This is a genomic window from Acinetobacter sp. YH12255, assembly GCF_013417355.1.
Taxonomy (GTDB): Bacteria; Pseudomonadota; Gammaproteobacteria; order Pseudomonadales; family Moraxellaceae; genus Acinetobacter; species Acinetobacter pseudolwoffii.
The window spans coordinates 58,132-73,216 of sequence record NZ_VPEC01000016.1; the positions used below are offsets into that span (position 1 = coordinate 58,132).

6 protein-coding genes, 1 tRNA gene and 1 pseudogene are annotated in these 15,085 nt (G+C 42.1%); 4 read left to right on the top strand and 4 right to left on the bottom strand.

The features are described 5' to 3' along the window. Positions 1–1,422 precede the first annotated feature (1,422 nt). Positions 1,423–9,195, top strand: coding sequence for a PLxRFG domain-containing protein (locus FTV30_RS08710; protein WP_180001427.1), 7,773 nt, complete (start codon positions 1,423–1,425; stop codon positions 9,193–9,195). Between the two features lie 138 nt (positions 9,196–9,333). On the opposite strand, the gene FTV30_RS08715 is transcribed toward FTV30_RS08710, so the two are convergent. After that, the gene (locus FTV30_RS08715) at positions 9,334–9,615 is read right to left on the bottom strand and encodes a hypothetical protein (protein WP_180001428.1); all 282 of its coding nucleotides are present in this window, start codon (positions 9,613–9,615) and stop codon (positions 9,334–9,336) included. 785 nt (positions 9,616–10,400) lie between these two features. Here FTV30_RS08715 and FTV30_RS08720 point away from each other — a divergent pair. Both FTV30_RS08720 and FTV30_RS08725 read left to right on the top strand, forming a co-directional pair. Then, positions 10,401–10,628 (top strand): hypothetical protein, encoded by a 228-nt coding sequence (locus FTV30_RS08720; protein ID WP_005095157.1) that lies wholly within the window; start codon positions 10,401–10,403, stop codon positions 10,626–10,628. 203 nt (positions 10,629–10,831) lie between these two features. Further along, a tRNA-Thr gene (locus tag FTV30_RS08725) sits at positions 10,832–10,907 on the top strand. A gap of 76 nt (positions 10,908–10,983) precedes the next feature. On the opposite strand, the gene FTV30_RS08730 is transcribed toward FTV30_RS08725, so the two are convergent. From FTV30_RS08730 to FTV30_RS08740, 3 genes are all read right to left on the bottom strand, one after another. Next, a complete protein-coding gene (locus FTV30_RS08730) occupies positions 10,984–11,832 on the bottom strand; it encodes a cyclopropane-fatty-acyl-phospholipid synthase family protein (RefSeq protein WP_005173172.1) in 849 nt (282 codons plus the stop codon). Between the two features lie 3 nt (positions 11,833–11,835). Next, on the bottom strand, positions 11,836–13,143 hold the full coding sequence (locus tag FTV30_RS08735; protein WP_159138368.1) for an FAD-dependent oxidoreductase: 1,308 nt from the start codon (positions 13,141–13,143) through the stop codon (positions 11,836–11,838). 414 nt (positions 13,144–13,557) lie between these two features. Continuing rightward, positions 13,558–14,436, bottom strand: a complete 879-nt coding sequence (locus tag FTV30_RS08740; protein ID WP_100329487.1) for a pirin family protein — start codon at positions 14,434–14,436, stop codon at positions 13,558–13,560. Between the two features lie 308 nt (positions 14,437–14,744). Between FTV30_RS08740 and FTV30_RS08745 the strand changes: the two are divergent. Beyond that, positions 14,745–14,957, top strand: a pseudogene (locus tag FTV30_RS08745) (hydrolase); the annotation flags it as partial. Positions 14,958–15,085 lie beyond the last annotated feature (128 nt).

Here is a 15,085-nt window from a genome sequence, read left to right on the forward strand (position 1 = left end):
CATATACATGAGTAGACAGACAGAATAAGAAAAAGTTCTGTGCCAAACGTAAATCAAGCAATTGTCATGAGCTTATCAGATCGTGACCCTTAAACTAAGAATCCTGTCCACAGCACAATTATTACCATATTCAGTTTAACAACATCAGAATTGAGCATAATCACCACCAGCAACCAACCTCCAACACTACAAACAAGTATCAATAAAAGCTGAAAAGATTTATTAATAACGCCGTATTTTATAAACACGCCAGATCCCGAATTAAACTTTAATAAATAGCAAAAATTTAGAAAAAAAACCTATTAAGCAAGGTGGGAATTATTAATATTTATTGGCATAAAATACCAAAAAAAAACATATAAAATGAGCTTATACAAAACCTATCAACCACAAAACAACCCTAAATTAAAATTTAATAATATAAAACAAATATTTACCTATGTTTTTTCTATTTTTTTATAGCTGTTTTAGAGGGCTTTTAGGGGTTCTAGCAAACAACCCCATGAAGCACACTTTAATAGAGTACCTTTTAGTATGGCTAAACGGCTTTTTATTGGCAAAATGTTACACTTTAGACATGCAAAATTATTAATTTATTCATGTGAAAATTACTAATAATTTTTTATCTTGTAGAGTTGAAAAAGCCCCTATGCTTATTAGAGGCATAGGGGCTTTTCAGCGATAATAGAAGTTAAAAATGTGTAACAGCTATATATTACACTTCAAATAAATGTCAAACCTTAACTTTTAAAATATACTTATAAAATAATAAAGCAGCATCTTCAATTTTTGCCGTATTTGGCAACCGCAACAGGCAGTAATTCCAATTAACTAAGAGGTTTTACTGTGAATATTAACCAGCACTTTATCAATTTAGCTACAAAAGCAGCACAAGACGGCGCTGATGCAAGCCAGGTAATTAGTCAGCGTAATCATTTATTTCAAGACAAAGTAGTCCCTGCACTAGTCGAGCGCGGTGCAAATGACACCGCAATTGTTCAGGCACGTGAAAAATGGTACTCACAGACTGATAAAGTCATGCAGAGTGCTGGCCTACTGCCGAAAGCCGGACAGAGTAGCCGCAGCTTTGCCAAGGACAAACGAGCAGACAAGGCCGTTCAAGAAGCCGTAAAGACTGGCAGTAATTTGCCGATCATCAAAGATGCCATTAAGTCTACTGGCGAAACTATCGGGAACCTGTTTGGGCAGGGCGTAGGCAGCACAATTGAAAGTGCCGCTGGCTTTGTGCGTGATATTAGGGAGAACGAACAGGATTCTATTTTCGCTAAAGTTGCTGATTACGGCAAAAACCTTAGAAAAGGATATGAAAATAGTGCGTCCACCTTCCAAAAAGAACTACAAGCCGGCAAGCATGGAAAGGTATCGCAGCTATCTACTGGTGCAATACAATCCGTTCCATCTATGGCAGCACCATTTGGTGTAGCTAAGATTGTTTCTAAGGGTGCTGGCGCATTCAATGCCACCAAAGCCGCAGCCCCTTACCTTGGTGTGGGTGCTGGTGTGGCCGCAGAGCATACTCAGAACTATGGTGAAGTACGCCGTAACGCGACAGAAAACCTTGAGCGTGATTTCCCAAGCTGGGAGAAGCTGCAAGGTAATCCGCTATTTGAGCAAATTTTCCAAGAAAAATTAAACAGCGGTCTAGGCATTAATCAGGCACGTCAACAAGCCCATGCAGCAACTTTAGATACACTTTCAGAACAGGCCGCGAATAAATATGGCGCAGCTATGACAGCTATTGGGTTTATTGCTCCATCTGGTGCCGTCCTTGGATCTGGCATTCTGAAAAATGCACCAACAAGCAAGATCGGTAAGGCATTGACTGGCGGCGGTGTAGATTCAGCTTTGGTTAAGCGTGAAATGCAACAGGTCCCACGTACCGGCATGGCTAAACTTGTACCGGATATGAGCATTGCAGCCAACAAAGCAGCGGCCAAAATGGTGGGTAAACAGGCCCTAGAGGAAGGTTTACAGGGCGGTATTGGTGAGTATGGCGCTCAAGCTGCATCGGCCAATATTGGCGGTACACCGGTTGATTATGGCAAGGTCGGCCAGACCATTTTAGAAGAAGGCTTGGTCGGCGGTATCATGGGTGGTGGTATGCAGTCTGCTACCGGTGGATCACCAACCAGCCAAGCCAAGGACGTGGCGAAGCAATTACGCAACCAGACCAACACATTGCGCCAGGAAGAAGCCGCAGCACGTAAAGAGCTGGCAGATGCCATGCAGCTTAACGATCCGGCAGCACTCCAAAGCGCACAAGACAACCTGAATAATATTGGTGCAGAAGCCAGCAAGGTTAAAGCTGCTTATGATCAGTACGGTATTGATACGCCGTATTTTGTAGAGCGTTTTGCGGCACAGTATCAACCACCAAAACAACACGAACAGGAGCCGCCAGTAGTAGAACCGGAAGTACAACCGGAGGTGCAGCCAGAAGTACAACCACAACCAACAGAACAACCACAGGCCACGCCAATTAATCAGGGCATGGCAAATACCACAAATCTGGTGATGGATAGTGTGAGCAATGGATATATCACACCAGAAGAAGCACAGGCAATTCAGACAGATCCTATTCGAGCTGATGTATTTACCCTCACAATGACCGGTGATGTAGCCGCAGCGCATAACGTGGTAATGAACGCCGTTTCGCTGGGTAATATCGACACAGACCAGGCACAAGAGCTGATTCAATCCATTACGCGCTATTCACAGGCAGGAAAACCGAAAAAGCCGTCTGTATCCAGTATTGTGAATAACCATGTCAAACAGCAGATCCAGCCGCAAGATGGAGGATTGTTCAGTAATCCGGTTGAAGTGGACCCAATCACCTTTGAGCCGATTAATCCTAATCAAAAATCAGCACTAGATCCTGATTTTGATGAACCTGTAGCATTCTCAAATCCAACAAGGGCAAATGATTATGTGCGTATTAATGGCTTAACTGAATCTCATGATATTGAAATTGCGGATGACGGTACGCTGATCATTGTGAAAAAGCAGGGCATCATTCCAGATGATCCAAACCTAAGCGATTTTGGCTATAAACCTGAAAATATTGTGCAGCCAACCCCAGCAGATCCTAATTTATCGAACTTTTCAGAAGGTCCAGTAAATGTTGATAGCCTGAATGCAGACAATGTACCTGATGTTATTGATCCAAAAGAAGTACAGCAGCCAGTACAGCCAATCCCAACAGCACAGCCAGATCACAATAAACCTAAAACTTTCACAAATTACGTGAGAGCAAATGATTTCGTAAAAACAAACGGCCTAAAAGATAGCCATGAAATTATTAATAAGGGCGAAGGCCAGGTAATTGTTCAGCCCAAATCAGCAGCACCGGTTGAGGGTTTTGGAAGCGATCAGAAATCTGATGATCTACTTAATGCCGTTCCACCTATCGGCACACCATCACAAGGTCCAGTTGAGCCAGTACAGGCCGCAGATCCAGCAACGGACTTTCATAGTGATGAAGCATTTGACGAGTTATTAAATGCTGTGCCGCCAAGTGATAAACAAACTGATCCAGTACAACCAACAGACAGCTTTGCTGATCAGGTCCGTGATGCTCATTTGAACAACCCAAAGGCTAAGCCAAAGCTTATCCAGGATGAAATTAATAAGGGCCGTCCACGTGCGGAAGTCTTAGCAGAGGTTTCGGACATTGTTAAGGCGATCAATACAATCACTACACCGGAGCTTAAAACCGATACACCGGAGCTTACGCCGGAGCCAGATAAACTAGCGCAAATACAGATTGAGCAAAAAACAGACGAAAGTGGCATTCAGAAAAATGATGCACCGGAAGGTATAAAATCTGGCGATATTGGACGAGGATCTGATGGAAAACCATTTTTAAGCAAGAATGCTGCAAATCGAGGTTTAAAACTTCGTGATGTGGAAAAAACACATGAAGTTGTTGAGATTGCGCCGTCTAATTTTGTATTGCGTCAAAAAGATCAGACAGAAAATAACGGTGTAACACCCACTATTTCAGACACCCCCCCAGATCAAGGATCTAAAAATAGATTTCAAAAGTATGATGACCTGGCAAAACAGTACGGCAGATCTATTAAATCAGATGGAACCATTGTAAAACGTAACGGCCAAGATACAGCTTTTAAGCTTCAAGAAAAAAATGGTCGTTTACAAATTATAGATGTTCTGGGGAATATTGCATTCAGTGGTGCAACAACCCCTGAAAGCCTGGGTAAATTCCTAGAAGATTATTGGTATGACAAAAAAGACCAAAGCAACCAGAAGGAGCAAGCACCTGCGGAAAATTCTGTATTAGACACACCAGCACCAGAAGAAATGAAAAAGGGTGATGTAGGCCGTAAGTCTGATAATCAGCCTTTTGCCACTGCAACCGCAGCAAAAACTACGATTAAAAAACAAGGGTTAGATAACTCACATGAAGTTGTGCAGCTGGCACCGTCACAGTTTGTATTGCGTGAAAAGGCAAAGTCAGAAGATGATAGTTTAGAATCAGGTAGCGAAGAACTAGCACTGGCAGACCTCCCCCACCCTCCATTTCAAAGGAACGATACACCGGACACCATAAAAAAGAATGATATTGGTCGAGAATCTGACAATAAGCCATTTGCCAATAAATCAGCCGCCACCACAGCAATTAAGAAGAAAGAATTATCAGATACACATGAAGTTGCGCAGCTTGCGCCGTCACAGTTTGTATTACGTGAAAAACTCGAGTCAGAACAGGAACAGTATGAATCAAGTATTTCTGATATGAATAATGCTAAGCAATCTACACCTAAAACAGTGGATTCAGTTGTACGTGACCACTTCTTAAAAGACCCTCTTGATGATATTCAGCATAGCGAATCAGGAATAATCCATAGCATCCCACGTGAACTTATGGATCAAGTACACAAGTTAGGGGATATTTTGAATGACTTATCTAGTCTGAAAACAGATAAGGTAAAAACCAATGTGCTATATGACAAAGAATTATTAACCAAGCTTGCAAAACTAAATCCTGATGTACGAGTCCATATTGTTTCTGATTTAGTTAATAGCTCTGATCCAATTATTCAGTCTATTTCTGATCAATTACAGGAAGGTGGATTTTATTCAATTGATTCTGGTGTCTCTTATATTTATCCACGTTCTTCTGAATGGAAAGGTACATTGCCTGAATTAATTAATCATGAACTGATTCATGCTGCTACCCAAGAACATATTGATACAAATAAACTCACACCAGAACAACTTGAACGCTTAGAAGAATTTAAAGAGATGATTTGGAGCAATAATCGAGAAAGCGTTGACGATATAGATCCAGATGTTCTAGATCGAATTAACTATGCAATATTCACCTCCTACCCTCATGAGATGTTTACAGTATTTGGTGCGGAATCCAGTTCCAGAGAGATATTGAGTCAGATTGGTATATTGGATAGATTCGACACAATTTTTAATAATGTTTTAAAGGAAGCAGCTAATGACAATGGGCAAATCAAGCAAAGAAGCAGTGGCCGATTTAACGAAGAAGGAACTTCTGAAAGAGTTTCAGGCAATGCCTTTAGAGTACCAGGAACAATTTCCGCAATACGAACAACAACTAGCTCAAGCGAAAACATCGAAAGAAGCCCTTCAAATCAACCAGCCAGTTTATCAAGTCCAGAAAAAGATGAAGTAGGACAGGTTGATGACAAGCGTAAGCAAGAATCAACTTCTGGTAGTGATTCGCCGTTACGTAGTCGGACAAAAAATCAAAAAGTCCAAGGCAGTAATCCAAATCAGGTACGTGCAGAGCTTGTAAGTCGTTTTGGTGGGGACACAATTCAGCAACTTGAGCAAAAAGGCATTTTAAGCATTGTGCCTACTCATACTGAGCAGGGGGTGGAAGGCTTTGCAGAAAATGGCCGTGTAACACTGGTTGCCGATGCAATCACAGCAGAAAACATCGTACCGGTATTCCTACACGAGTTAGGCGGCCACATTGGGATGCAGGGTGTACTTAAAGCCAGTGCGTACGATAATTTAATGTCGGAATTTAATCGTCTGGTGAAGTCTGGAAACCCCGATGCAATCGAAGCCAAGCGATTAGCAGAGCGTGAATCTGATGCACAGGTACAAGCTGATGAATATTTACCGTACTTAATCACCGTAGCTGCAAGGAATCAGCAAAACCAAGGGCCAGCACAGAAGCTTATAAACCGCGTTTTAAGCGCAGTTAAGGCGTGGGCGGTAGATAGGCTAGGATTAAACCTAAAACTTAACTCTAACGACATGGTTGCCCTTGCTGAACGCATGATTAAAACTATTTCTAAGGGAACGCCGCCAACACCACCAAAAGGCGAACGCCGTTATAGTCGAGGAAGCACAACTAATCCTCAAAACATGAGTCAAACTAAACAGCGCGAGCTTTTAGACAAAGCAGCGTCAACCGCTTTTGGTCAAATGTCTTTACGTGGTGCCGAAGGTGCAAAAACCCTGAGCAGTCGAACGCTCAACCTATTCCAAACCATGCTGCATAAGTCATTAAGGGATGAAACAGGGCAATTTAAAAAGACTTTTGATTTAGTCCAGGGGAAAATCAATCACGTTACTTTTGCCAGTAGTAAGTCAATGGACGTTGCCCCGAACGTGCTTATTCAATTGGAGCAAGGCGAAGATTACTGGAAGGAAGTCAAACGAGTTGGCCGCACAATTGGACATACCTTTTCTGGTGGAAAAATTGACAAGGCCAAAGTTGATAAAGACTTGAAGAAAGTTGGCGATCTGATGTTTGAAAACACCTTAATGGATAACTCAGAACGTCATTCAGTTAAGGAATTAAAGCAATTAGGTTTTGATGATGACCAGATTGGCCTATATAACGAGGTTCGTGATGCAATTGATACGTCATTAGACACCTTTGCAAATACAACCTTCTCAAATATCTATAAACACCTGGGCGGAACCAATGAGGAAGTATTGGAGCTGGCCGCTCAAGATCTGGATATTGTGGACCATTACAATGAGATCCTAAAACGCATAGATACATTGACCAAGGGTAAACCAGAGAAGGCAGAAGCTAGACAGGCTGCAATTGAAGCGATTGACCGGGTATTTAAGAAAGCCAACGATCTGAAAGATCAAGGCTATGTACCGCTAATGCGTTTTGGTAAGTATTTTGTGCGGATCTACAACCCAACCACAGGGGAAGTTGCATATCGCCAACACTTCGAAAGTGAATCTGAACGCAATTTATTCTATCGGAACTATGACCAGTCGAAGATTCCAGCCGGTTATGAAATTGAGCAAGGTCAGATTAATGAGTTACAACACAAACTGTTCCAGGGCGTAAGTCCTGAAACCGTGGCGTTATTCGCTAAAGAATCAGGTTTACCGATTGGTGATGCTGAAACAGCGTATATCAAGTACGCCGTCCAGAATAACCCTGCACTTAAACGACTTTTGAAACGCCAGGGGGTTGATGGTTTTGATAGTGACTTAAAGCGCGTCCTAGCATCGTTTGTTATGTCGAATGCGCGTTATTCAGCAAACCAGAGCTACAACCCATCCATTGATGAATCAATCACAAATATCGAAGATCCGGCCTTTCAAGAGGACGCAATCCGGTTACGTGATTACTCACTGGATACCCAGGAAGAACTTGCAGCAGTTAAAAACTTTGCGTTTGTTTGGTATATGGGATTCTCAGCCATGTTTGGTGTGGTGAACTTAACCCAGCCACTATTGCAAACCTTCCCTTACTTGATGCAGTACAGCAGAGACAAAGGAACTATTCTAAGAGCCTTCCGTAAAGCGGTTATCACTTGGAGAAAAGGCACCGATGCAATGGATCGGAAGTATAAAGACCATTATGAACGTGCCAGAAAAGAAGGCCACTTGGACCCACAAAACACATGGATGATGCAGGGCCTAGAGCGTGGTAAGTCTGGCCTTGGTGCGAGTACATGGCAATTAATCAGCCATGCGTCTGGCTTATTTGCTCAAGCGTCTGAAACGGTCAACCGCCGTACTTCATTGTTTGCAGCCTTGGACGTGGCCGAAAGTCTGGGCCAAGCCAAATTAGAGAAACTAGGCTTTAAAGATGCGTATGACTTCGCCGTCAGAACTATTCAAGAAACCCAAGGTATCTACAACAAAGGCAACCGACCACGTTTAGCACGTGGCAACATCGGTAGCGCACTGATGATGTATAAGCAATTTATGATTGCATATATCGAACAGATGGTCAGAATGCAAAAAGCTGGCTTGTATGGCGGCGAAGATGACGAGTTTAAAAAGAAAATGGCCGCATTAGTCGGTTTTGGTGTATCCAGATCCATCCTAACCATGCTGGGAATTTTAATGGCCCTTTCTGGTACGACTGGCTTGCCGTTTGTACGCGATATTCTAGATGTTGTTGAAACTGCCGGCGGTTTAATGGGTAAACCAGTTAATACCGAACGTGAGATTCAAATAGCTTTACAGGATGCGTTAGGTCAAACGCTGGGTAATGGCGTAAATACTGTCTTAATGGATGGTATCGTCAACTTAAACCCATTGATTGATGTTAAGGGTCGTATGGGTATGGGTGACTTAATTCCTGCGACTGCATATTTCAGCCCAACCACCAGTGATTATATGAAATCTTCCGAGATTTCACAGATTGCAGGTCCTATCGGTGGATTACTTGAGAAGGTGAAGGAATCCGTTGCACTGGCTCAAGTGGGTGCCTATGGTCAATCTGGTGTGCAATTACTACCTAAAGCGATTACAAGCGTGGGGCAAGGTGCTATTGCTGCAACCACTGGTGATTATCGCAATATGAAAACCGGAGTTAAGACAAACGATGTTGAAGCATGGGAAGGTATTATTAAGATGCTTGATGCACAGCCAGCCAGCATTGCTAAAGAAGGTCGATTCCGTGGCATGGAGCTGAAAGATAAATCAGCACAAACCTACGTCAATGCACGTTGGAAAGAACGCTATGTGAATGCGCTTGAATCTGGAGACCGCACTCAAGTTCGCGCCGTTAAGCAGGAGATCCAAGAGTACAACAAGGAAAACCCACGTTATCCAATCAAATTTAATCAGACACTAGCTGAAACAAACTTCAATAAATCTAACCAGTCATGGCAAGAGAAGCGAAAAACAGTAAAAGGATTAGAGTGGATGAGTGAATACAACCCGTACCTAGACCAGCGATAGCACTTAGAGCAATTAATCAAACCCATGTAACACTACCCTTGACTGTTATTATCTAGAGTGGTGTGGGATGTATGGGATACTATTACCGAAGAAGTAATCAATTTAAAAAAGCCGGCGTAATACCGGCTTTTTTTGTTTTTATCTTGTTTGTTTTTTAGGGGTTAAAGCGTGATAAAAAATCATACCCATAATAATTGACGTACCAATACTCATAAAGAGATGACTCTCAATAGCGAAGTCTAATTGCATTATTGCTTTCCAAAAGCCCAACCACACCAATATGCTTAAGAAAAACCAGACTATTGCTACAGCTTGTTTTTTGTTTATCGACCAATTGGCTATTTCTGGTTTTGAATTAACAACTACTTTACCGATAGCAAAAGAAACAACTGCATGAATGACTAGAAAGATAAGCCCCATATAACCCCCTATTTTTTATGATTAAAGAAAATACTATGATAAATAAAAATAACTTTTGAAATGTGAATAAGTAAATTACTCAATACAATTCAGTAACTAGCTCAAAGATACTCAGCTCAATATATCTAAAATAACTTACAACAGTTACCATAAAGTTACCCAACTATTCGAATTACTCGACCAGTAAAAAAATTGGAAGAAACAGTAAAACCATTTATATTTTTTTCTGCTATTAAACTCATTCAATATATAAAATTACCCAAATCGAGAGTTAAGGAATCTAATTGACGATACGTGTAGCAACTCCACAACTTTTTTCACTTGTCGGTATATTTGTCGGTATATTTAAAATTATATAAATTTATTATTATATATTTCAGCATCTTATATCATAATTATGACTTCCTCTCTCACCGCCAGAATTTAAAAACTCGAATCACATGATTCGGGTTTTTTTATTGCCTGAAATTCAAATTCGCATCTGCTTAGAATCATTAAACAATCCATCACCACCATGATTAAAGTTACTATGACCTAAGGAATATGGCTGTTCTAAGACGATTATTCCACCATATTTAAATTTTTCTTAAGCTTCCGTGCTTTTCTAGGTTCAATTTAAAAACTGGCATAAAAATAGCTTAATTCTATTGTCATCAAAGCTATGTTATGGTGCCTACAGAGGTGCTGAGAGGAGAATAAAAACCATAAAATAGAAAGAAATACAGGATTGATCGAGCCATTTAAACTTAAAGCTAAATAGATACACTGCTATTCGGAGAGCGAACATGAATAACAGCGCAAACTATGCAAAACAGATCAAAAATGCAAAACGTGGCGGTTATACCCCAACCATTGCCAAAGACATCAATAAACATAAAATTCAAAAAGCTCTGAGACTCATCGAACAGTGGAGAAGCCTCGCTCAAGAACTCAAACCTCAAATGCAGTTTGATATGGCCTTTACTTTAGAGGAATGTGCACAAGAATTAGACCAGATCCTAAAAAAGCGATAATCCCTTTTAAGCGATTGACCCATACTAAACCCTGTACATTCACCCTCGCCCATATCTGCCTATATGGGCGTTTTCTTGATCTTTCGATAAAAGACAGTTTAGATAGAATGAACCGGAAAAACGGTAAATCGTACCAAAATAGCTTGAACGGTTATTTTTTGGCTTGCGTAGCGAATGAATTTCTGTAAAATGCACTCCACCATGCCGGCATAGCTCAGTTGGTAGAGCAACTGACTTGTAATCAGTAGGTCCACAGTTCGAATCCGTGTGCCGGCACCATATCCTAGCCTCGCTTTTTAGTGAGGCTTTGATGTTTCTGAGCCTTATGTTTTAAGCTAAGTATTCTTGACTGTTTCTAGTCCTTCGATTGTGCCGTTACCTGCACATATCTCACGATCCCTTCCTGATATAATTTTTGACATAGCTTTGCTGTCATTTGAATTTTAAAATGATCCAAGCCTGAGCCTTGAATATGATGACCGGCTTGTTTTGAATTCAAAGTTTTTTGTACATAATCCGCAAAGCCAGAAAATACCGGCTCGGATAGATCCTGAATCTGAATATTTTTAAATTCAAAACGATCCAGACACGCATACAGTGCACCAACAGACATTAATTCTTTTAAATTTATATCGGCAGATTTCAGTAACAGCTGATATTTACGCTTTTGAAATGAATTCAAATTTTGCCAACGTTCCGATAACACCAGATGATGAAAACCAATTCGTGCATTTGGCTTTAAAACACTGCTGATTTGTTGCAAAAGTAACGGAACCGGACTGTGATAAGCTGCATCCAGACACAGCACCACATTAAAACGCTGGGAAAATTGTAATTCGTTTAAACGCAGAAACGAGGCCTGATAGATGGCATTCAGTTCTGGCAGATGTTGCTGAATAGTGGCCACGCAAGCCGCTTGTAATTCGACACCGGCTAGATATTGCACTCGGTAGTGCTGTTGCCAGTGCAATAAACTTGCACCCTGACCACAGCCCAGATCCAGTAATTTATCTTTTGAATTCAAATTGACACACTGCGCGAGCTGATCGGCCAGCGTGCGACAGGCAGCAACATAATCCTGCTGTCCTGCCTGCCAATAGCCCAAATTACTCCAAGGCAATTGCGCCTGATCCCCCAGCGCCGCTGCATGAATTGCATATTTATGCTGAGGAAAGCGCTGACGCAGTGCCTGAAGCCATTGCATCAATTAATAACCCAGTTGCGGAGCAACCTCGACCACAGGTTTTAAACCCTGAAACGGTAAAGGCGCACCGAAAATTTCCGCAATCTTCATCGCTGAGGTCACAGCCGATTCCAGAATGGGCAAACCGTCACATGACCATGAACCGCAGAAAAAGACTTTGCGATTGGCTTCCAGATGACGCTGCTGTAATTCCTTGTTCAGCGCCACGGTATTGGCATCGACCACCGCACGCGTCAGCATGACCGAGGTAATCACCTTTTTCGGGTCAATCTCGGTCACCGGACGCCAAGTCTGGAACACTGCCGACTTGCCGACCAGAGAAGGTTCAATCGAGTTGAGCCACACTGTAAATTGCTGACGGGTAAACTTACGATCCATCATATAGCTGAGCACAGCCCAGTCTTTACGTTTTGGCGGCATCACGCTGGCATCGGTATGAATCACCAGTTCACCCTGTTCAAATTTGAATTTCTTCAATAATTCAATTTCACTGGCAAACTGGGTTGGATCCAGGAATTGCTCAATTTTAGTGGTTGGCGTCGCGACAATAACCCGATCAAACAGTTTTGAATAACCGGCCGCATTTTCAACTTTGACCTGATCGCCCTGCTCTTGAACCAGTGTAATCGCTGAACCATCTTCAATATGAATACCTTCAACCAGTTTGTCGACCAGCGCCGGTGTTCCGCCTTGCAGGCGTAGTAAGGCATCGCCATCAGTCAATTGACGCAGGAAAATCAATAAAGGTTTCGCCGGCCATTCACCAATGGTTTTCGGATTGCAGGTACAAATGGTATACAGTACCGGCATTACGGCGCCATGCCAGAACACTTCTTCAATCTCGTTACGATTGATAAATTCTGCCAGGCTGATGTCCTGATTTTTCGACTTAAAAAATTTGGTTAATGCCACTTTGAGCTGCAACAGGCCCTTGACCAGACGCCAGCCGTACTGCTGCAAGCCTTTACGGTTATTGATAATTGGAATATTGCCGATACGGCTACGCGATGTGGTCAGCCAGGTTTCAGTTTTATCTTCAAATAACCAGCTGCAGGCCATATAGGTACGCACCGGATAAGTTTTAATGCCCAGATGCGTGGCCAGACTCAGGGTATTTTTCCACAGATAAGGATTCATCACACGTAAAGGTGCATCAATCAGCCCCCCTTCAAATTCAAGGCTATGACTGTCCATGCCACGACCTGGAAGTGCTTCAAAAATCGTGATGTGATGTCCTGCATCCTGGAGAATTCTGGCTGTTGCCAGTCCGGCCATGCCACTACCAATTACTGCGATATCCAAACTGATCATCCGTCATTGAAAAACTACAGAAATTATGTACCATGCGCCAATCAAACAGGTTATTAAAATCTTCCAGAATATATGTTTTTCGTAAAGGCAATTGGACGGGATAAAATCTGCTTTTCACTATTTTTTTGAACAGGTTACAAAATTCACCAAACTCAGGATTTTATTCATATTTTTTCCACATAACCAGAAAAATCACTTTAAAAACAAACATCTTAATTAACCATTTTTATAACCTTTGGTTGACAAACGCCCTTGAAAAATCTATGATTCACAGCATAATAAAACCATAAACCCATCAGATTCCACCAAGATGAGTTTATGCGTAAATTATTTAAAACGACAAGAAACTACAGCGCCTTATAAAATAAAAGCCTCTGCGAAAGCAGAGGCTTCTTTGTTTAACCGCTCGGTGTACTATTCAGCCTGCACCGCAATTTCACCAAATTTACCCTGATTAAAATCTTGAAATGCCTGCATAATTTCTTCCTTGCTGTTCATTACAAACGGGCCATAACCTTGAATGGGCTCATTGAGTGGCTCGCCTGTCAGTAACACAAACTGGGTATCCTGATAGGCTTGCAACTGAATCGCCGGATCTCCATCACGGGCAAACATTATAATTGAGCTGTCCAGGACTTTCTGGCTCGCATTGACCACCAGCTCACCCTTCAGCACGACTAACAGTGCATTATGTCCGGCAGGGATATGCAATGTGGTTTCATATTCCGCTTTCAGTTCACCATCCCAGACATTGATCGGACTAAAAGTATGAGCAGGACCTTGATGACCAGCAAACTCACCTGCAATCACCCGGATATGCCCCGCCTCTTCATCCATTTCAATCCGCGGAATAGCTGCCGCAGTGATCGCCTGATAACGTGGTGTGGTCATCTTGTCTTTGGCCGGCAGATTGACCCAGAGCTGTACCATTTCAAAGAGACCGCCATGTTTGGCAAAATCTGGAGAATGAAATTCCTCATGGACCACACCTGAGCCTGCGGTCATCCACTGCACATCACCCGCCTGAATCGTGCCGCCACCGCCACTTGAATCTTGATGTGTCACGGCCCCCTGATAGGCTAACGTCACTGTTTCAAAACCGCGATGTGGATGTGAACCCACGCCATGTTGTACAGTCGTCGGATCAAAATGATAGGGCGCAGCATAATCCAGCAACAAAAACGGACTGATCGCCTGACCTAAACGGTCATAGGAAAACAGATTTTTGACCGGAAAGCCATCACCGACCCAATGCATGTTTTGATTACGGTAAACACCAATTACTTTTTTCATCTTTTAACTCCTATTACGATAGGATGAACATGCAGCCATTTTATGCCGGGCCAAGATGCGCTGATAGTCCTAAGCTGGAATACAGTATCTTATATATAAGACAATCTTTGCTTTAACTTCCCGAATTCAACACAAATAAACTAAAATTTTGGTCTAAATTTTTAATTATCCTATTTTTAAGATTATTTATCCCAGAATTTGGGCTTATTTTGTCCTGTTTTTAGCTCTAATATAAAAATCACCACGTCCCGGAACAGCCTGGGTTTGATCCAAGATGGGATGCTAATTTTATAGAGAGGAACAGAGAAATGGCAAAACCTTATGTACGTTTAGACAAAGACAATGCAGCCGTATTACTTGTAGACCATCAGACTGGTTTGTTGTCACTGGTTCGTGATATTGACCCAGATAAATTCAAAAATAATGTATTGGCGCTTGCGGCAGCAGCAAAATATTTCAATTTACCGACCATTTTGACCACCAGCTTCGAACAAGGCCCAAATGGTCCGTTGGTTCCTGAGCGGCTTTGTTGCACAAAGATTTGAAATGCAAAGCGCCCCTAATTGAGCCAAATTTAAGGCGTAACTTGGGTAAGTGGTCGACCTAATTCCGTAAATCTGTTGAGGACTGCTACACGTGCATGAATTTC